Below are 18,388 nucleotides of genomic sequence, written 5' to 3'. Positions count from 1 at the left end.
CCTAGAGTGTGTCAGACAGATAGGACACGAGCGTGGTTTCCACCCTACCCAGATTCGAAAGTATGTTCTGATCCGTGGTTCCGGTCAGCTCCTGCACATTACGACGGTAGAGGAAGGCACGCAGCAGCAGCTGGTCAATATCGGGCAGATGGGAGAACCGGCGGAGAATGCCCTCGTCGACAGCCCCCAGCAGCAAACCATCGATGATGACCAGCGCCGCGGTGAAACCATGCGGCCGGACCAGGGGTACGAGATCCGTGACCACCGGGGGTTGGGTGGCCGAGTACAAAGTGGTCGCCAGCATATCCGCGTGGCACACCTGCACCGGCTGATCAATGGGGCGCAGCAGGGACCCGATGCGCCCGGCCTGGTCATCCCAGGCGCGGGTATCCGCACGGGCAAACAGGTTCAACGGCTCCAGCTCCGGTTTGGGCGCGTTGACCAGGGCATCAGCCAGGCGCAGGGCAGCCACGACGGTTTCATCCACACGCTGGCTGACCTCACCGGTGGAATACACCGAGGCGCGCCACCCGGAGACCACGAAACGACCATCCGTGGAACGGATCGGACGCACCACCCGCACCCCCTCCGGTCGCAGCCCCTCCCGCACCTTCGAGGACCAGGAGGCGATTTCCGGGTTGGTCACCCGGGAGAACACGGTGTTGCCCACACGGAAACCATGGTCCCACGCCCCACCGAGGCCCTCGGCGGGACCGATACCCACCTGGAAGGCATCGCGGATGTGATCGGGGAGCTGATTGGACATGGTTTTTCCTCACATTCTGGGAACTACAGGCCCCGCGGATACGGCCACGGATTGTATACGCAGGTGGCACCATCATCCGGGTACACCTCATCCGGATCGATGCGGTACAGCTCAGAGTTGTTCAAACTGAGTGTCTGCTGCATCATGATCGGCGCGAGCTCACCGTCGGCGGCGCAGTGATCATGGGCGGCATACCCCAGACCATGGCCGACCTCATGGTTGATCAGGTACTGGCGGTACGACCCGAGATCCCCGTCGAACGGCAGGGCACCACGGATCCACCGCGACTCGTTGATGAGGACACGGTTGCCGTCCGAGTAGAAACAGCTGGTCTCCATCTCGATGTCATTGCCACACAGGGCGTGAGTCGTGGCCAGCGAACTCAACTGGATCCGCAGATCGGGATCCTCATCGGGCCGCACATGCTGAAAGGCATAATCCGGATTGGCGATCCACCCCTTGGGATTGGCCAGGGTGGCATCGACCACCGAGACGAAGCCGTCATCGCCCCCGTAGGCGGCGGTGTCGATGCCGTTTTCCACCTCAATGATGTAGGTGTACACACGCCCCTCACCAACCGGGGGCAGCGGATTGCCCACCACCCGGAAACTCCCCTCACCCTCCTGCGTGAACGGGCCACCGGGGGGTAGTTCCGTCGGAGGAATCGACAAGGGGTCCGCGTCTGCCGGGTCCGGGCCGGCCATCGGGGCGGGTTCCGGGGAGCGGGTGGTCGCCGTCGTGCTTGTCGACGCCGTCATCTCCCCCTCGGTGGCGCCGCTGCTGGAGAACACGTCCACCAGCACCCAGACCGTGATCACGGCCAGGACCGGGATGGCATAGGCACGCCAGCCGAGTTCATGGGCGAGGCGGACCCACAGCGGTTCCTGTTTCACTTACTCCAACGACCCCGTTTATGCGCCGGCGAAACCGACGGTGCGCGGGGTGGTGGTGCCGACCTCTACATAGGCGATGCGGTTGTTACGGACCAGGAAGCGACGCCCCTTGTCATCGGTCATGTCGAAGATCCCGGAGTCGTCGGACAGAGCCTCGGAGACCTTCGCCGCCACCTCATCCTGGCTCTGGTTGGACGAAATAATGAGTTCACGTGCGGAATCAGCGAAACCGATCTTGATATCCATGCTTCTCCTAAAAGACTCGTTTGTGTGGAATGACCCTATTGTATCCGTGCAACGATAGTATCTAAGTTGTGTCTTCTGAAAGCCCTCGCCCCACGTTCACAGAGCTCGGTGTCGCGGCGGAGATCACCGACGCCCTCGACGCCCTCGGTATCCGCCACACCTTTGCGATCCAGGAGTACACCCTTCCCATCGCGCTCGACGGTCACGACCTCATCGGACAGGCCCGCACCGGCATGGGCAAGACCTACGGTTTCGGTGTCCCGCTGTTGGACCGGGTCTTCGACTCCGCTGATATCGAGGAGATCGACGGCACCCCCCGTGCCCTGGTCATCGTGCCAACCCGCGAGCTGGCTGTCCAGGTCGGTGAGGATCTCGAACGCGCGGCGGTGAATCTCCCACTGAAGGTGTTCACCTTCTATGGTGGCACCCCGTACGAGGAGCAGATCGACGCCCTCGAGACTGGTGTTGATGTCGTGGTGGGCACCCCGGGACGCCTGCTGGACCTCTACCAGCGGGGCGCACTGCGCCTGGACAAGGTGGCCATCCTCGTGCTCGATGAAGCCGACGAGATGCTGGACCTGGGTTTCCTGCCGGACATCGAGAAGATCATGAGGGCGCTGACCCACAAACACCAGACGATGCTGTTCTCCGCCACCATGCCTGGCCCCATCCTCACCCTGGCACGGAGCTTCCTGGACAAACCGGTGCACATCCGCGCAGAATCCGCCGACTCGGCCGCCACCCACGCCACCACCCGCCAGATCGTCTTCCAGGCCCACCGCATGGATAAGGAGGCGGTCACCGCCCGCATTCTCCAGGCCCGCGGACGTGGCAAGACCATCATCTTCGCCCGTACCAAACGCACCGCCGCCCAGGTCGCCGAGGACCTCGCCGCCCGTGGTTTCACCGTTGGATCCGTCCACGGAGACATGGGCCAGCCCGCCCGCGAACGCTCCCTCAACGCCTTCCGCAGCGGCAAGATCGACATCCTCGTGGCCACTGATGTGGCGGCCCGCGGCATCGACATCGATGATGTCACCCACGTGATCAACTACCAGACCCCCGATGACCCGATGACGTATGTCCACCGCATCGGACGCACCGGTCGCGCCGGGCACACCGGCACCGCGGTCACCCTCGTTGGCTATGATGAGCTGCTGAAATGGACCGCCATCAACAATGAGCTCGAGCTCGGCCAACCCAATCCACCACAGTGGTTCTCCACCTCACCGGAACTCTACGACACCCTCGACATCCCCGAGGGGGCCGGTGACCGCGTCGGCCCCGCAACCAAGGTCCTCGGTGGCGCGGTCACCGCCCGCGTACCCCGCCGCAGGAGATAATGCATGTCGGAGAAACCACTTCGCCACACCCGGAACGATCTCATCATCACGGGTGTCCTGACCGCGGTGGCCCTCATCGCGGTGGTCTCCGCCTGGGCAACAGCCCCCATCCGCGGATCGGAACTCACCCCGGCGCCTGAGCCCTTCGTGGCCACCACGGCTCTGAGCAGCGTGCCCGAAAATCTCGAGGAGATCTGGCGGGTTACCGACACCACCCCGGGTGCCCACCTGCCGGTCATCTCCGCCGGGGTCATCATCGCCTCCGAGAGCAACACGCTGCGCGCCCACACCCCTGATGGTCAGGTGCTCTGGACCTATGACCGCGATGTGGACCTGTGTGCGCTATCAGCCGCTTTCGACGCAGCCGTGGCCACCTACCGCACCGGGGTGGGATGCGGCGATGTCGTGGCCATCAACGCCACCGACGGCCGGTACAAGGCGACCCGCAGCTCCAGCGCCGATGAGGAAGTTGCCCCCATCGCCTCCAATGACCACGTGGGCACCGTGGGCCCCGAACGCGTGGAACTCTGGCGCTCCGACATGGTGAGGACCGTGGAATACGGTGAGGTCGAGGCGGACCAGGAAGCCAACCAACAGCCCTTCCCCGAATGCTCCATCACCTCCGCGATGACCCGCAAGGAACTACTCGCGGTCACCGAGAACTGCCCCGATGGTGGCACCTTCCTCCGCCTGCAACCCACCACGCCGGAGGACGCACGTATGCCCGATGTCACCCAGAGCATCGAACTCCAGTCCCCGGATGCCCGCCTCGTCGCCATCGGTACCGACAGCGCCGCTGTCTACGTCGAAAACCCCACGCCCAGGATCGTCTCCTATGACAACAATGGCGTGGCCGTTCATGAACAACCCGTGGACGACGTCGACTTCCCCGCTCCCCCGTTTTCCCAGGCCACCGCGGATCTCCCCCACCACATGTCCTGGTTCAATGGCAGCCAGCTCATGCTCTTCTCCCCCGACATACTGGCCCTGACCCTGGAACTTGACGACGCAATCGGAACCGGCATCGCCGTTGACGGCAACCTCCTCTACCCCGTCGCCGATGGCATCGCCGTGGCGAATTGGGACACCGGGGAAGTCTCCCGCATCATCCCTGTGGACCGAGGCGGTTATGAAGGTCCGGTTTTCCTGGGCCTCGCGGGTGAAACGATCGTCGAAAAGCGCGGGTCCGAACTGGTGGGACTGAGCTAAGAGGCAACCCCGGCTAGTACTGGTTGGCCATCCAGTGCACTGAACGTGCATTGAAGAGCATCGCCAGGCACCCAGCCGCGGAAAGTGCGACGATCGCTGCCCACAGATAGCGGCCCTCGCTGAACATGTAATAGGCGACCGGGAAGAAGATGATGTTGAGCATGATGATGGGGCCCCGACCCCACCGCCTGCCACTCATCATGCTCAACGCCCCGGCAAAAACAGTGCCGAAGATGATAATGAAGAACACCGCGGTACCGAACCCGACCCAGGTGTTCGCCTCCGTCGATTCGTAGACGATGCTCGGATCGTCCTGGCCCGTGAATTCCCTGTAAATGAGGAAAAATGCGTAGGCGAGACCGATTCCGGACTGGATGAGGGCGATGATTCCGCCCCAGCGGATGGTGGGCGGCACGATTGAAGATGTCACGTGCACAGAGTCTAGCTGTTAACTTCCCCGTCACCCATCCGGAGAGGTATCACGGTAGATTCCTGAGAATATTTCTATCTTGACGCCAACCCGCAGCGGGGTGGAAAAGTAGGAATGTAAAGGCGTTACACGTCGTTAGTTTCTTTGTTAAGTGATTACGAACTTGACAGTGTGAGCTCCGGCTCTTTTCCCACAGGACATCAGAAACCACTGGTAGATGCGATATTTGCCCTTTATGGGCAACCAGGTCAATGTGATTCAGCACACGCAAACGGTACCTATCAAAGCTATTTTGACTATAAATCGGGTGACGTTGCCCACAAAATGGCGTTAGGGTCTAGCCAACGGGCGGTGTACATGACATGATTTCCAAGTACCAACAAGAACGCAGAAACAACTGATTCTTAATTCCGGTGCAGCGCCACATTAACCCCAGGTAAACAACAAGACGCAAGATTGCGTCTTCATCCCCATGCCCGGGACTTTCCAGTGAACCGAACCTTTCCGAGGTTCCATGTAGCGCGCCCGAACACCATTGACAAAGAGTTTTACTGAAAAGGAGTTATCGAAATGGATTGGCGCCACGAAGCAGTATGCCGCGAAGAAGACCCTGAGCTGTTCTTCCCTGTCGGCAACTCCGGCCCGGCACTCGCCCAGATTGCCTCCGCAAAGATGGTCTGCAACCGTTGCCCCGTCACCACCCAGTGCCTCGCATGGGCACTGGAGACCGGCCAGGATGCAGGCGTCTGGGGTGGCATGAGCGAGGACGAGCGTCGCGCACTCAAGCGTCGCAAGAACCGCGGCCGCGGCCGTGCCCGCATTGCTGTCTAAAACAGTCACCACACCGTTCTGACCACTCAGAACACACCGGTTCAACCACCGGGTTGCATAACAGAATACAGGCACCGGTGAATCTGCTGACCTCAGCTTTGTTCCCTGATGGGCACCGACTAAAGTGTTGTAGGTTGATCAACATTCAGACAGAAGGAGGACCTCATGAGCAAGCGAGGACGTAAGCGCAAGGATCGCCGCAAGAAGGGCGCCAACCACGGTAAGCGCCCCAATTCCTAAATAAGATAAACCATCCGGAAGAGAAGTTCTCTTCCGGATGGTTTTTTCTTACCCGCTCAGGACACGCCGATGCCCGGGAGAAGGATCATCTTCCGCCGGGCATCGGGGTCATCCTGCGGGCTTTTCAACTCTGCCGAAACTCCACCCGGAGTTGGTAGGAGATTCGTTGCCGCAGTTCAACGGGGGCTGGTGGGCAACAGCATTTCCGTAGGAGAGCCCTGAATTCCGCCTCTGCATTGAGCAACTGGGCACAGTTGGGGCATTCTTCCGCGTGGGCGCGGAGCCTACTGCATTCCTCCGCTGTGAGTTGGTCATCGAGGAGCAGGTACATGGTCTCGTGGAATTCGGAGCAGCCGCAATTGTCGTGTGGACAGCCGCATCCGCAATTGCTGTCTGTCATTTCTTCGCCTCCGAGGTCTTCTGCATGTCGGGATGGCCTAAACCGATCCCCTGTTCTTGCGCTACTTCCTTCAACATCCCACGTAGCTGTTTTCTTCCACGGTGGAGGCGTGACATGACCGTTCCCAGAGGAACGTCCATGATTTCGGCTATCTCCTTGTAGGCGAGCCCCTCCACATCGGCATAATAGACCACCATGCGGAATTCCGGACTGAGTTGGTTCATCGCGTCGGCGATCTGTCCGTCGGGGAGGTTCTTCAGCGCCTCAACCTCTGCGGACTCAAGGCCGGTGGAGGTGTGTGAGAAGGTGTCCACCAGCTGGTAGTCGGTGATCTCCTCAGTCGGTGTCTGGGCCGGCTGTCGCTGTTTCTTCCGGTACATGTTGATGTAGGTGTTGGTCATGATGCGGTACAGCCAGGCCTTGAGGTTGGTTCCGGGCCGGAAACTGGCGAATGACTGGAATGCCTTGATGTAGGCGTCCTGCACCAGATCCTCAGCGTCAGCCGGGTTGCGGGTCATCCGGAGGGCACCACCGTAGAGCTGGTCGAGCAGGGGTAGAGCCTCCTCCTCGAAGCGGATGGCCAGTTCTTCGTTGTCGGCTGTGCCGGTTCGGTTCTCAGCCATGGGGCCCCTTTCAAAAACGCGTGTCAACCATTCTACGTGGAGCTCTGCCAAGACCCCACGGGGGTGGTCGATTAAGCTTCTGAGCAGCGCATCTGCTGATCGCACTCCCCCTGATGTCCGGTCCATGGTTTAGAACATACGTACAAGGAAAACCGTGAACAGGAGTCGAGCATGAACGAGTTGTTCTTTTACGCAGTCACCAACCCCGATGATGCCCTCAGCCGCGAGATTATTGAAAAGAACCGCCGGGATCTGGATTTCTGGCGTGACCAGCTCCCCGCTGAGGATGCGGATCTGGCCACCGTCATCCTCCGGATCAACCTCCGAACCGGCCTGCCCCGCAAATTCATCGCCGCGTCGCTGTTCACGGTGAGGTTCCTCGGCGATCTCCCGGCGCTGCGTGCCCTCGTCGACAAGCTCGGGCACCTCGACCTCCCGCGGCTGAACACCATCACCCGCGCCCTGGCCAAGGTCCCCTCCCGGTTCCTGACGCTTTTCGACGAGCACGTCGCCGCCTACCTGACCCCCACCCGGCAGCACCAGGTGCTGCCACAACCCGGGTCCATCGCAGCGATGCTGCGACGGCTTCGGGAACGTCTCCTGCCGGAGGAGAAGAAACCGCCGGAGCAACGCCCTGCCGGGGTCTTCTTCCACTGTCGTCCGGATGGTGTCAGGGTCTCCGTGTCGGTGTCACAGGATCACGCGGCCCTGCTCAATGCGGCGATCAACAAACTGGTCCGTGATCAGGGGATCACCCCGGTTGACGCTTTCACCGCTCTGGTCCTGGGCAATATCCACGCGGACGTGACGATGCACGCCTACGGCACCCAGGACACCCCTGAGTTCCTCGCGGACGGGGGCTGGTTGTCGCGGGAGCAGATCGAGTTCTGGAAGGCCAAGGTGACCAGCCGGCGTGATATGGATCTGGTCGCCTTCTCCGAAACCCCCGACTACACACCCACCCTGGAGATGAAGATGTACGTGCGCGGACGGGATGCCACGTGCCGTGTGCCCGGCTGCGGCGTGGCGGCGGTCCACTGCCAGATCGACCACATCCTGCCCCACAACCAGGGCGGACCGACCACCCCCTGGAACCTCCAGTGCCTGTGCATCTTCCACCACAACATGAAAACCGACGGCCGACTAGAGGCCCTGCCGCTGCCGGACGGTGATGTGCTCTTCGTCCTCGATGGTCTCCCCTTCCGATCCACACCGGAGGGACCACTCTCGCGATCAGGGCGGACATGGGGAACCACCTTCGGGGACTATATGGACAGAAAGGTGGCCGCCTAGTCCAGCAGCCCGGCGTGATCGTTGCGCACGTTCCCCACGTCCCGGGAGACCTCCCGCACGCTCAACCTCTCCACCCAGTCCGTGGAGGTGGGATGCAGCAGCTCCCGTGCCTCCTCAGGTGTGCCCGTCAACCACGGGGTGATCTCATCCTCGGTGAGGAAACGGGGCAGGCGGTTGTGCAACCACGCCACCGGCTCCACCGAATCGGTGGTCACCATCGTCGCCGACAACTGGTTGAGACCCGTGGCCCACAAGCCCGCAGCCCACATCAACCCGTCACCCAGCGACACAAAATGGGGTTTCTTCTCATGCCACTCGTAGTACCCGTCCATCGGGATCACACACCGCTGCCCCTTGAAGGCATGTCGGAAGGAGGGCTTCTCCGCGACGGTCTCCGCCCGGGCATTGAACAGGGGTGGCCCCGAGTCATCCTTCTTCCACTCAGGCAACAGACCCCACCTGGCCGGATCCAGTTGAGCCGTGGCACCGAGACGCACGATCGGCACCATCTGGGTGGGCGCGACATTATATCTGGGTCCCGGTGTGCCCTGCGGGGCATCAACCCGTCTCCCGACCACCCGGGTAGCAGCATCGATCAGGGCCTCACCGGTGGTGAACAAAGCGAATCTTCCGCACATACCCCCTATTATGGACTCTGTGACCGAAACGCCTCTTTCTCTGCCCGTATGGGATGCTCCACGAGCCACCACCCCGATTGTGTGGCCCCAGGTCATCCCTGGTTCCAAATCCATCACCAACCGCGCCCTCATCCTCGCCGCCCTCGCTGCTGGCCCCTCCACCATCCACGGTGTCCTGCGCAGCCGGGACACCGACCTCATGGCGGATGCCCTGCGCAGTATGGGGGTGACCATCACCGAGGAGGCCCCCGACCGCTACCACGTGGAGCCACCCGCCGAGTTATCCTCTGGTTCCATCGACTGCGGCCTCGCCGGCACGGTGATGCGTTTTGTCCCCCCGGTGGCCGCCTTCGCCGACGGGCCGGTCCACTTCGATGGTGATGAACAGGCCCGCATCCGCCCGATGACCAGCATCCTTGATGCTCTGCGCACACTGGGTGTGCGGGTGGAAAACAACCGTCTCCCCTTCACCGTCACCTCCGACGGTATCCCCGAGGGCGGTGTCGTCGAGATCGACGCATCCGCCTCCTCCCAGTTCGTCTCCGGGTTACTCCTGTCCGCACCCCGTTTCGTCAACGGGGTCACGGTCCGGCACATCGGTGGCAGGCTCCCCAGCATGCCCCACATCGAGATGACCGTGGCCATGCTCCGGGAGGTGGGCATCCGGGTGGATGTCACCCCCAACCAGTGGACAGTCCACCCGGGTGAGATCCGCGGCCATACCTGGCGCATCGAACCGGATCTGTCCAACGCCACCCCGTTTCTGGCAGCAGCCGCGGTCACCCGCGGAACCGTCACCGTCAGGAACTGGCCCCGTGACACCACCCAACCCGGTGACTCGATCCGCAGCATCCTGGAGGACATGGGGTGCACAGTGGAGTTCATCTCCAACGGTGCCACCTTCGATCTGGAGGTCACCGGCCCCGCGGAGCTGAAGGGCATCCACCTGGATATGTCCGATATCGGTGAGCTCACCCCCACCGTCGCCGCCCTCGCTGCACTGGCAACCACTGAATCCAGGCTCACCGGCATCGCACATCTGCGTGGACATGAGACCAACCGCCTGGAGGCACTGACTGCCGAGATCAACCGTCTCGGCGGCAACTGCACGGAGCTTGACGACGGTCTCCACATCACCCCTGCGCCACTACACGGTGGCGTGTGGCACTCCTACGCCGATCACCGGATGGCCACCGCAGGCGCCATCATCGGTCTGGTGATCAAGGACGTCGGAGTCGAGGACATCCAGACCACCTCGAAGACCTTCCCCGGTTTTGAGACCCTCTGGGAGGAAATGGTTGGCTAGGCGGCAGTGGGATGAATCCGATGTGAGGATCCGCCCGAGTAAGGGAACACGGCCACGGACCAAGGACCGGCCCTCCCACGAGGATGCGCTTGTCGGCATGGTTGTGACCAAAGACCGCGGGCGCTGGGGTGTGGTGCTGGATGGCCGCTCCGATGCCATCGTCACCATGCGGGCCCGGGAACTGGGGCGCACCCCCATCGAGGTCGGTGACCGCGTCGCTGTCGTCGGAGACACCTCCGGTCAGCCGGGCACCCTCGCCAGGATCGTCCGCCTCGAGGAACGCACCAGCGTGCTGCGCCGCACCGCCGATGACACTGACCCCTATGAGAGGATCGTCGTCGCCAACGCCGATCAGCTGTTGATCGTCTCGGCGGTGGCTGATCCCCCGCCGAGGGCTGGTTTCGTCGAGCGTGCGCTGATTGCCGCATTCGTGGGGAATATCCAGCCGATTCTCTGCCTGACCAAGTCGGATCTGGCGGACCCCAGTGAGTTCGCCGCGGAGTTCGAGGCTCTGGAGGTGCCCGTGGTGGTGTGTGGCATCGATGATCCCCTGGATGATGTGCTGGAGGTCGTCGAAGGCCATATCACCGCGTTCATCGGTCATTCGGGTGTGGGTAAGTCGACGCTGGTTAATCGTCTGGTTCCGGATGCCCACCGCGAGACCGGGACGGTCTCCGGTGTGGGTAAAGGACGGCACACCTCGACGCAGTCGGTGGCGTTGCCGGTGAAGAACGGGTGGATCATCGACACCCCGGGTATCCGGTCCTTCGGTCTCGCGCATGTCGATGCCGACACCGTGGTGGGTGTGTTCGAGGACCTGGCAGCCGCCGCTGAGGACTGCCCGCGTGGTTGCACGCATATGGGCCCGCCGGCCGATCCGGAGTGTGCCCTGGATCAGCTGGAGGGTGCTTCTGCCCGGCGGGTGGAGGCTGTGCGCACGCTCCTGGAGGCGCTGCGCAGTAATGACGCCTGGGAGCTTTAGAGCAGTTCCACGAGGAAGGGCAGCTCCTCGGGGTCGTACCAGGCCATGAAGTTGTCCTGGGCGTCGCCGACGGTGAGTTCGGCGTCTTCGTCACCGAGGTCGGAGGCGTCGATGACCTCGATGGCAGCCTTGGTGTCGGGTTCGGAGCTTTCCACGTCGATGTGGATGGCGGCGACGTCAACGAGGTTGATGTGCGCGGGGGTCAGTTTCACCACGGATTCACCGTTCTCGGGGACGAAGGTGATGTTCTTGTCGTCCACATCGACGGAGACAACGACGCGTCGGTAGGGGAACTGTTCCTCGTCTCCGACCGCCAGGAGTCGGATGGAGGCCTCGGCTGCGTCTTGGAAGGCCGCGTGGGCGATCTCCTCGTCATCGCCTTCGGTGTAGTATTCCCGCAGTGCCGGGGTGACGGCGAAGCCGTAGCCTGAGCGGGCGGTGATGACACCGGATTCGTTGAGTCCGCGCAGGGTGCAGAAGGTCGCCGGGATGTAGACGCGCACGGTTAGAATTCCCCTTCGAGTCCGAAGAGACCGACGATCTCGACGACCGCGCGGTCGAACTGCTGGTAGTAGACACCCACGAGGCCGTTCTCGACGGCGCCGCGGACGTTGAGGATGGAGTCGTCGACAAGCACGCAGTCCCGCAGCGGGAGGTCGAGCGCGTCGGCGGCAGCCTGGAAGGCCTCGGTTTCGGGCTTCTCCGCGCCGATCTCGCCCGAGAGCAGGACCTTGTCCACCACGCCCTGGGTTTCGAGTTCACGGATGGGTGCTGCCGCGAGTCCCCCGGGATCGTTGCTGAGCACAGCGGTAGCCACCCCGTTCTTCCTGGCTGCGGCGAGGAGATTCCTCCACCGCCGCTGGTCCTCATCTGCTCCGTCGAGCACTCCGGCGTAATCCACAATCAGTCCGCGCACTTTTTCCCTTTCATTTTTGTCATTCTCATGCCATATTAGTCATAGTCTGTGCTCGAAGATTGTCGCACAGTTCAGGGGTGGTTGTCGTTTCAGGCCTTGGGAAGTCTCGTCCCAAGGAGTTTTGTCATGCTTCATCCCATTCCGGGTCTGACCCATCTGATGTATCTGGTGCCGGAACCGGTGCCTGCTCCCCCACCGCCGAAAGCCCCCGTACCCAGGGAGGTGTCGGGTCTGATCCGCGTGGCGCTGGATTCCCTGTTCGGTCTGCGCCCGATCACCCAGCTGAACCACCGGCGTTTCGACGCCTCGGTGCGCTCCCACATCACCGCCCGGCAGAGGGCGGGGGACGCGGGCGTCGTCAAGCTTATTTCCTGTCATGTCCAGATGCATGAGCAGGTGGCGGAGGCGTTCGGCAGCCTGCGTTATGCCGGCACCATAACGGCCTATGCCGCCCGGCTCGGGGAGTCGGGCGGCACGTGGCGGATGCTGAGCTTCAGGGTGCTCTAGGGCAGGATGCCTAGGCGTTGGCTTCCTCGTCCTGTTTGACGAACTGCTTGCGCATCAGGAACAGCTGGCGGACGGTTTCTTCCTTGATGGCTTCCTTCATGGCGTTGAACATGTCGCCACCTTCCTTCTGGTATTCCACCAGGGGGTCGCGCTGTGCCATGGCGCGCAGGCCGATGCCCTCCTTGAGGTAGTCCATCTCGTAGAGGTGTTCGCGCCATTTCTGGTCGATGACGGGCATGAGGACCATGCGTTCGATGTTGCGCATCTGAGCCTCGCCGCCGAGGGCTGTGACGGCTTCCTCCAGCTTGGCGTATTCTGCGCGGGCATCCTCGAGCAGTGCGGTGCGCAGGTCCTCGGCGGACAGCTCGCCGGGGGCGCCGTACTCGGAACCGTCGACAAGCGACTGCCAGGTGAAGGTCGGGCCGTACAGGGCCTCGAGCGCGTTCCAGAGCTTGTCCAGGTCCCAGTCCTCCACGTAACCGTTGGCGGTGGCCGCGGCGACATAGGCGGAGATGGTCTCATCGACCATGTTCTTGATGTAGTGGGAGATGTCGGAGGATTCGAGGATCTCGCGGCGCTCGCTGTAGATGACCTTGCGCTGTTCGTTCATCACCTCGTCGTACTTCAGGACGTTCTTGCGCATCTCGAAGTTCTGGTTCTCCACCTGCGCCTGCGCGCCCTTGATGGAGTTGGTGACGGTCTTGGATTCGATGGGGACATCATCGGGGACGTTCAGCCGGTTCATCATGTTCTCCATGGTGGGGCCGACGAAGCGGACCATGAGATCATCACGCATGGAGAGGTAGAAGCGGGTGGCTCCGGGGTCACCCTGACGGCCGGCACGACCACGCAGCTGGTTGTCGATGCGGCGGGATTCATGGCGTTCGGTCCCCAGCACGTAGAGGCCGCCTGCCTCACGGACCTTCTCCGCGCGTTCCTCACACCGCTGCTTCATCTTGGGCAGCTCCTCCTCCCAGGCAACCTGGTAGGCCTCCTCATCCTCAAAGGGGTCGAGGCCACGCTCGCGGAGCTTGATGTCGAGAAGGATGTCGGGGTTGCCACCGAGCACGATGTCGGTACCACGGCCGGCCATGTTGGTGGCCACGGTGACTGCACCGGGCAGACCTGCCTGCGCGACGATCTGTGCCTCCTGCTCGTGGTGCTTGGCGTTGAGCACATTGTGCTTGATGCCACGACGGGTCAGCAGCTGCGAGAGGTACTCGGAGCGCTCCACGGACACGGTGCCGACCAGGACCGGCTGGCCGTTGGCGATACGCTCGGCGATGTCATCGACGACGGCCGCGAACTTGGCCTCCTGGGTCTTGTACACCAGGTCGGTGAGGTCATCGCGCTGGTTCTCACGGTTGGTGGGGATCTGGATGACGTCGAGTTTGTAGATCTGGTGCAGCTCGGCGGCCTCGGTCTCGGCGGTACCGGTCATGCCGGACAGCTTCTCGTAGAGGCGGAAGTAGTTCTGGAGGGTGACGGTGGCCAGAGTCTGGTTCTCGTTTTTGATCTCCACCTTCTCCTTGGCCTCGATGGCCTGGTGCATGCCCTCGTTGTAGCGGCGACCCGCCAGGACACGGCCGGTGAAACCGTCGACGATCATGACCTCACCGTTGCGCACGATGTAGTCCTTGTCACGTTCGAAGAGCTCCTCGGCCTTGATGGCATTGTTAAGGTAGCTGACCAGCTGGGAGTGCTCAGGTGCGTAGAGGTTTTCGATGCCGAGCAGGTCCTCGACCTTCTCCACACCCTCCTCCTTGATGCCGACGGTCTTCTTGCGGTGGTCCACCTCGTAGTGGATGTCGCGGGTCAGCTGGGGGACGATCTGCGCGAAGACGTTGTACCACTGGGAGGAGCCGTCGACGGGACCGGAGATGATCAGCGGGGTGCGGGCCTCATCGATGAGGATGGAGTCAACCTCATCGACGATGGCGTAGTGGTGTCCACGCTGCACCAGGTCGTTGAGGGAACGGGCCATGTTGTCGCGCAGGTAGTCAAAGCCCAGCTCATTGTTGGTGCCGTAGGTGATGTCGCAGTCATAGGCGACCTTGCGCTCGGCGGGGCGGAGCTCGGAGAGGATGACACCGACGGACAGGCCCAGCCAGCGGTGCACACGGCCCATCCACTCGGCGTCACGCTTGGCCAGGTAGTCATTGACCGTGACCACGTGGACACCCTTGCCCTCGAGCGCATTGAGGTAGGCGGGCAGCACACAGGTCAGGGTCTTGCCCTCACCGGTGCGCATCTCAGCGACGTTTCCGAAATGCAGGGCCGCGCCACCCATGATCTGCACCTTGTAGTGCTTCTGTCCCAGCACACGCCAGGAGGCCTCACGGGCGGTGGCGAAGGCATCGAGGAAGATATCGTCGAGGGTCTCCCCCTGGGCGAGTCGGTCCTTAAATTCCTCAGTCTTGGCCTTGAGCTCCTCATCAGTGAGGTTGGCATACTGGTCTTCCAGTGCGATGACCTGGTCAGCGATCTTCTGGAGTCGCTTCACGGCACGGCCTTCGCCGACGCGGAGCATCTTGGACAATCCAAACACGAGCAGTCGTCCTTATTGATAGCATTTCGGAAATTACGATGGAGAACCTACATTGTACGCACGGTTCCTACGAACACAGTACCCGCCACCCACGGTTCGCGGGTGGCGGGTAGCTGTGATCTTGCGGGGGTTTTACCTATGATTCATCGGTTGCGACCAGGGAGATCAGGCCGTAATCGAAGGCATGGCGACGGTAGACCACCGACGGCTGCTGGGTCTCCTCGTTGATGAAGAGGTAGAAATCATGTCCGACGAGTTCCATCTCGGACAGGGCATCATCCACGCTCATCGGGGTGGCCGGGTGCTCCTTGGTGCGGACGATCTGGCCGGGGACCACATCATCGACCTTGTCGGCGTACGGATCAACATCGTACTTGCCCAGGTCATCGGCACCACGTGCCTCCTGGGACTCGGCGACGAGCTGGGCTCCGACCTCACCGGTGCTCAGCGGGGCACGGTGTCCGGAACGGGAGATGCTACGACGTGCCTTGACCTTGCGCAGGGAGCGCTCCATCTTGGCCAGGGCGGTCTCCAGAGCAGCGTAGAAGCTGTCCTCCTTCGCCTCGGCGCGGGCGATGTGGCCCTTGCCGGTGGCGGTGATCTGGATACGGTTACTCTCATCCGCACGGCGTGGGTTCGGCTCGTGCTGGAGTTCCACGTGGAAGAAGGTCAGGGTCGGATCGAGGCGCTCAATCTTTGCCAGCTTCTTGTGCACTCGCTCAGCGAAGTGCTCAGGTACCTCAACGTTTCGGCCTGTGATGCTCACCTGGGTGTCAGGGCTCAAGGTGTCGTTGGTGTCAGCAGGTGTAGTCACGCTACTTCTCCTCCCAGTAGTGGCCATCACTTGCGTGTGAGTGGGATTACTTCCACGGTGATGACGGGATCAACTTCACCTCTCATAGTACGTCTGGTCATAACCAACGTGCCAACAGGGTCCCCTTATTCATGCATGGCAGTAGGTCAGGGCACCTCTCACCAGCACACCTGCTGTTCGGAGGCTGTTCGCGGAAGCCTGCAGCGTGGCACCGGTGGTGACCACATCATCGATGAGCAGCACCGGCGAAGGTGGCACACGCAGCAGGTCCACCCGCATGCTGCGCCGTCGCTCCTCCGCCCCGAGGCCCACGGAATCGGGCGTGCGGGAGGGGATGCGGAGACAGGGGTGCGTCGACAAGCGCGTGGTGGCGCAGACCCGCTCGACGGGATCGCCCCCGCGGCGGCGTCGGGAACGCTCCCGGGTGGGGGCCGGCACCAGGGTGATGTCGTGTTCGACCTCCCCGCGGGCCACCAGATGGCTTATCGACGCCCGGATCACCGCCCCCACATGCGCGACCACGTCGCGCCGTCCCCGTTCCTTCATCGCGATGAGCACCGACCGGTGCGGACCGTTGTACGGCGACAACGACCACACCGGGAAATCCACATCCACCGACACCCGCTGCGGTGTGGCCCGCCACGCCGTGCCGCACCTTGGACACAACACCGACCCCGGCGCACCGCATCCCGCGCAGGTCACCGGGAGCAGCAGCTCCATCAGTAGGCCACCACCGCGGCCGAACGCACACCCAGCAGCCCGGGAACCTCACGCCAGATCGTATTGTCCGATGCCGGCAGCTGGAGCAGCGCATGGGCATCGGTGGCATAGATCGTGGAGGCGGAGCTGGCCACGGACACCACCGGGGCGTTGATGTTGCCGCTCGGCAGGGCACTGGCGCCGGAGCCGTCGATCTCCACGCGCCAGATCGGCAGCTCCGGCATCGACGTGCCCACCAGGAGGGAGCCGTCCTGTCGCCACGCCAGACTCAGGGCGGTCTCCCGCAGCGCAGGCGCAACCTCCACGATGTTGGTCACCCCACGCTCACCCGGTGACGGCCGGGTGACCACCCCCATGTAGACCCGGCCCTCGATGATCATCGCCGCGCGCACACCGGTACGCGACAACTGGAATTCCGAGATCGCCCCGGTCACCCCCTCCGGCAGGGTGATCTCCACCTCGGTCTGCACCAGTTCACGGGTGGTGGAGGACCTGGTCACCCGCACCGGGGTGTCGCCGTCGGCCACCGCCCACAGCGCATTGGCCGCATACTCGAAGGTGGGCCGGGTGATGGTGTCCGCGGTGAGCACATCGGTGTAGGACCCTTCCGGTGCACCCACCGACAGCCTCGGGGATTCATTGCCCCGGACCGCGGCGGCCACATTCGCCGAGGTGGAGATGGCCACGGAATCAATGTCCCCGGACCCCAGAAACCCGGTCAGGGGTGTCACGGTTCCCGAACTCACCCGGGAGACCACGCCGTCACGCAGGGAGAACAGGGTCGAGACCGCATTGGTGTAGGCCTCCGGGTTGAACTCCGCGACATCCTCGATGGACAGGACCGGGAAATCCGCCACCAGCGGGGAACCATCCGCGAAGATCGCATAGGGGCCCGGGATCTCCGCGTGGGCGAGCATCCAGACCACCTGGGTGGCGAAACTCAGACGCTCCTCCTCATTCATCGAACTGAGGCCGGTGAACTGATAGGCACCGTCGGAGAAACCGACGAAGGAGGCACCCGAGGGTAACTGGTGCACCACACCGGGGGCCAGATACTGCGACGGCCCGGAAACCAGCAGGGACATCAGGGTGGTGTCGAGGGACTGCACCGCATTGTGGATCCACCGCCTGTCCCCCACCAGCACCTGCCCGGAGGGATCGAAGAAGTAGACGTTCTTGGGGGTGTAGTGGTTACGCATCTCGGTGCGCTCCAGCACCACCCCGTCGGGTAGATCATCGATGCGCCATTCATTATCCACCCGCCTCATGACGATCTCGGCCACCAGCTCGGAATTCTCCGGCCGGTAGACGCCACCACTGCCGAGGGTGCCCACCTGGGTGCCGCGGATAACGATACGCCGTTCATCCTCCGTCGCCCCCGCCTGGGTGTTCAGGTCGATGCGGTCGACCACGACGGTGGTGGCCGTGGGATCCCAGTTCCGGTTCGCCTCCTCGGTGAGATACGCCCGCGATGCCTGGTACTGCTGCGCGGGGAAGGCGGCCGCGCTGAAGAAACCACGAAGCAGGATATCGGGGTCCGCGCCCGGGGTGGGACCGGCCACCTCCGCGGACTGGTCATCGGCGTTGAAGGATCGGAGCACCTGCGGGTCAGTGTTGCTCGGCAGGGTGGAACAGCCACTCACCAGGAGGGCTGCGGTCATGGCTGCGGTCAGGGCCTTCATT

Annotated in this window: 21 protein-coding genes; 8 read left to right on the top strand and 13 right to left on the bottom strand. The window is 62.8% G+C overall.

The annotated features are described in order from the left end of the window. Position 1 precedes the first annotated feature (1 nt). From CE_RS04055 to CE_RS04045, 3 genes are read right to left on the bottom strand one after another with little or no spacing between them, the layout of a single operon-like run. Positions 2–766: a TIGR02569 family protein gene (locus CE_RS04055; protein ID WP_006769528.1), complete on the bottom strand. Its 765-nt coding sequence runs from the start codon at positions 764–766 to the stop codon at positions 2–4. 23 nt (positions 767–789) lie between these two features. Continuing rightward, positions 790–1,659 (bottom strand): DUF3152 domain-containing protein, encoded by an 870-nt coding sequence (locus CE_RS04050; protein WP_006769529.1) that lies wholly within the window; start codon positions 1,657–1,659, stop codon positions 790–792. 18 nt (positions 1,660–1,677) lie between these two features. Further along, positions 1,678–1,905, bottom strand: coding sequence for a DUF3107 domain-containing protein (locus CE_RS04045; RefSeq protein ID WP_006769530.1), 228 nt, complete (start codon positions 1,903–1,905; stop codon positions 1,678–1,680). A 68-nt stretch (positions 1,906–1,973) separates the two neighbouring features. Between CE_RS04045 and CE_RS04040 the strand changes: the two genes are divergently transcribed. Together CE_RS04040 and CE_RS04035 are read left to right on the top strand one after the other, a co-directional pair. Continuing rightward, positions 1,974–3,248 carry a DEAD/DEAH box helicase gene (locus CE_RS04040; protein WP_006769531.1) on the top strand — a complete coding sequence of 425 codons (1,275 nt, stop codon included), beginning with the start codon at positions 1,974–1,976 and terminating at the stop codon, positions 3,246–3,248. A 3-nt stretch (positions 3,249–3,251) separates the two neighbouring features. Then, positions 3,252–4,457 (top strand): Rv3212 family protein, encoded by a 1,206-nt coding sequence (locus tag CE_RS04035; protein ID WP_006769532.1) that lies wholly within the window; start codon positions 3,252–3,254, stop codon positions 4,455–4,457. A 13-nt stretch (positions 4,458–4,470) separates the two neighbouring features. Here the strand turns inward: CE_RS04035 and CE_RS04030 are convergent, their stop codons facing one another. Further along, complete coding sequence (locus CE_RS04030; RefSeq protein WP_011075143.1) at positions 4,471–4,893, bottom strand: hypothetical protein; 423 nt, start codon at positions 4,891–4,893, stop codon at positions 4,471–4,473. Between the two features lie 564 nt (positions 4,894–5,457). On the opposite strand from CE_RS04030, the gene whcE reads away from it, so the two are divergent. Further along, positions 5,458–5,718 (top strand): WhiB family transcriptional regulator WhcE, encoded by a 261-nt coding sequence (gene whcE / locus CE_RS04025; protein ID WP_006769534.1) that lies wholly within the window; start codon positions 5,458–5,460, stop codon positions 5,716–5,718. 165 nt (positions 5,719–5,883) lie between these two features. Next, a complete protein-coding gene (locus CE_RS15820) occupies positions 5,884–5,958 on the top strand; it encodes a 50S ribosomal protein bL37 (protein ID WP_096877815.1) in 75 nt (24 codons plus the stop codon). A gap of 124 nt (positions 5,959–6,082) precedes the next feature. Here the strand turns inward: CE_RS15820 and rsrA are convergent, their stop codons facing one another. Both rsrA and CE_RS04020 read right to left on the bottom strand, forming a co-directional pair. After that, positions 6,083–6,358, bottom strand: a complete 276-nt coding sequence (gene rsrA / locus CE_RS14795) for a mycothiol system anti-sigma-R factor (RefSeq protein WP_081447246.1) — start codon at positions 6,356–6,358, stop codon at positions 6,083–6,085. After that, on the bottom strand, positions 6,355–6,981 hold the full coding sequence (locus CE_RS04020) for a sigma-70 family RNA polymerase sigma factor (RefSeq protein ID WP_006769536.1): 627 nt from the start codon (positions 6,979–6,981) through the stop codon (positions 6,355–6,357). Before CE_RS04020 ends, rsrA begins: the two co-directional genes overlap by 4 nt. 171 nt (positions 6,982–7,152) lie before the next feature. On the opposite strand from CE_RS04020, the gene CE_RS04015 reads away from it, so the two are divergent. After that, positions 7,153–8,274: an HNH endonuclease signature motif containing protein gene (locus CE_RS04015; protein ID WP_006769537.1), complete on the top strand. Its 1,122-nt coding sequence runs from the start codon at positions 7,153–7,155 to the stop codon at positions 8,272–8,274. Here the strand turns inward: CE_RS04015 and CE_RS04010 are convergent. Next, positions 8,271–8,912: an SOS response-associated peptidase gene (locus CE_RS04010; protein ID WP_006769538.1), complete on the bottom strand. Its 642-nt coding sequence runs from the start codon at positions 8,910–8,912 to the stop codon at positions 8,271–8,273. The two genes, CE_RS04015 and CE_RS04010, sit on opposite strands and share 4 nt — an antisense overlap. Before the next feature lie 10 nt (positions 8,913–8,922). Between CE_RS04010 and aroA the strand changes: the two genes are divergently transcribed. Beyond that, complete coding sequence (aroA, locus tag CE_RS04005; protein ID WP_006769539.1) at positions 8,923–10,218, top strand: 3-phosphoshikimate 1-carboxyvinyltransferase; 1,296 nt, start codon at positions 8,923–8,925, stop codon at positions 10,216–10,218. Continuing rightward, positions 10,211–11,200: a ribosome small subunit-dependent GTPase A gene (rsgA, locus tag CE_RS04000; RefSeq protein ID WP_081447247.1), complete on the top strand. Its 990-nt coding sequence runs from the start codon at positions 10,211–10,213 to the stop codon at positions 11,198–11,200. Before aroA ends, rsgA begins: the two co-directional genes overlap by 8 nt. Here rsgA and CE_RS03995 read toward each other — a convergent pair. Next, positions 11,197–11,703, bottom strand: a complete 507-nt coding sequence (locus CE_RS03995) for a DUF6912 family protein (RefSeq protein ID WP_006769541.1) — start codon at positions 11,701–11,703, stop codon at positions 11,197–11,199. The two genes, rsgA and CE_RS03995, sit on opposite strands and share 4 nt — an antisense overlap. A 2-nt stretch (positions 11,704–11,705) precedes the next feature. Beyond that, the gene (locus CE_RS03990) at positions 11,706–12,116 is read right to left on the bottom strand and encodes an HAD family hydrolase (RefSeq protein ID WP_006769542.1); all 411 of its coding nucleotides are present in this window, start codon (positions 12,114–12,116) and stop codon (positions 11,706–11,708) included. Between the two features lie 126 nt (positions 12,117–12,242). Here CE_RS03990 and CE_RS03985 point away from each other — a divergent pair, with 126 nt between their 5' ends. Continuing rightward, the gene (locus CE_RS03985) at positions 12,243–12,623 is read left to right on the top strand and encodes an Rv3235 family protein (RefSeq protein WP_006769543.1); all 381 of its coding nucleotides are present in this window, start codon (positions 12,243–12,245) and stop codon (positions 12,621–12,623) included. 10 nt (positions 12,624–12,633) lie between these two features. Here CE_RS03985 and secA read toward each other — a convergent pair whose 3' ends face one another. The 4 genes from secA to lpqB form a co-directional block, all read right to left on the bottom strand. Next, positions 12,634–15,171 (bottom strand): preprotein translocase subunit SecA, encoded by a 2,538-nt coding sequence (gene secA, locus CE_RS03980; protein ID WP_011075138.1) that lies wholly within the window; start codon positions 15,169–15,171, stop codon positions 12,634–12,636. A gap of 136 nt (positions 15,172–15,307) precedes the next feature. Next, entirely contained in the window at positions 15,308–15,985 is a 678-nt protein-coding gene (gene hpf / locus CE_RS03975; protein WP_035109635.1) for a ribosome hibernation-promoting factor, HPF/YfiA family, read from the bottom strand. Between the two features lie 129 nt (positions 15,986–16,114). After that, positions 16,115–16,705: a ComF family protein gene (locus tag CE_RS03970; protein ID WP_006769546.1), complete on the bottom strand. Its 591-nt coding sequence runs from the start codon at positions 16,703–16,705 to the stop codon at positions 16,115–16,117. Continuing rightward, the gene (gene lpqB, locus CE_RS03965) at positions 16,705–18,387 is read right to left on the bottom strand and encodes an MtrAB system accessory lipoprotein LpqB (RefSeq protein ID WP_006769547.1); all 1,683 of its coding nucleotides are present in this window, start codon (positions 18,385–18,387) and stop codon (positions 16,705–16,707) included. Before lpqB ends, CE_RS03970 begins: the two co-directional genes overlap by 1 nt. Position 18,388: the final 1 nt, after the last annotated feature.

The sequence above is a fragment of the Corynebacterium efficiens YS-314 genome, from assembly GCF_000011305.1.
In the GTDB taxonomy this organism is placed as follows: Bacteria; Actinomycetota; Actinomycetes; order Mycobacteriales; family Mycobacteriaceae; genus Corynebacterium; species Corynebacterium efficiens.
Note: the sequence above shows the minus strand (reverse complement) of the source record. Positions and strands in the feature narration are given on the sequence as shown.

What these genes read in the sequence shown, in the direction of transcription:
- lpqB (WP_006769547.1), bottom strand. Translation starts at nt 18,387, where the DNA reads ATGAAGGCCCTGACCGCAGCCATGACCGCAGCCCTCCTGGTGAGTGGC.
- CE_RS04045 (WP_006769530.1), bottom strand. Translation starts at nt 1,905, where the DNA reads ATGGATATCAAGATCGGTTTCGCTGATTCCGCACGTGAACTCATTATT.
- aroA (WP_006769539.1), top strand. Translation starts at nt 8,923, where the DNA reads ATGGACTCTGTGACCGAAACGCCTCTTTCTCTGCCCGTATGGGATGCT.
- CE_RS04055 (WP_006769528.1), bottom strand. Translation starts at nt 766, where the DNA reads ATGTCCAATCAGCTCCCCGATCACATCCGCGATGCCTTCCAGGTGGGT.
- whcE (WP_006769534.1), top strand. Translation starts at nt 5,458, where the DNA reads ATGGATTGGCGCCACGAAGCAGTATGCCGCGAAGAAGACCCTGAGCTG.
- CE_RS03970 (WP_006769546.1), bottom strand. Translation starts at nt 16,705, where the DNA reads ATGGAGCTGCTGCTCCCGGTGACCTGCGCGGGATGCGGTGCGCCGGGG.
- rsrA (WP_081447246.1), bottom strand. Translation starts at nt 6,358, where the DNA reads ATGACAGACAGCAATTGCGGATGCGGCTGTCCACACGACAATTGCGGC.
- CE_RS03985 (WP_006769543.1), top strand. Translation starts at nt 12,243, where the DNA reads ATGCTTCATCCCATTCCGGGTCTGACCCATCTGATGTATCTGGTGCCG.
- CE_RS04035 (WP_006769532.1), top strand. Translation starts at nt 3,252, where the DNA reads ATGTCGGAGAAACCACTTCGCCACACCCGGAACGATCTCATCATCACG.
- CE_RS04015 (WP_006769537.1), top strand. Translation starts at nt 7,153, where the DNA reads ATGAACGAGTTGTTCTTTTACGCAGTCACCAACCCCGATGATGCCCTC.
- CE_RS04010 (WP_006769538.1), bottom strand. Translation starts at nt 8,912, where the DNA reads ATGTGCGGAAGATTCGCTTTGTTCACCACCGGTGAGGCCCTGATCGAT.
- CE_RS04020 (WP_006769536.1), bottom strand. Translation starts at nt 6,981, where the DNA reads ATGGCTGAGAACCGAACCGGCACAGCCGACAACGAAGAACTGGCCATC.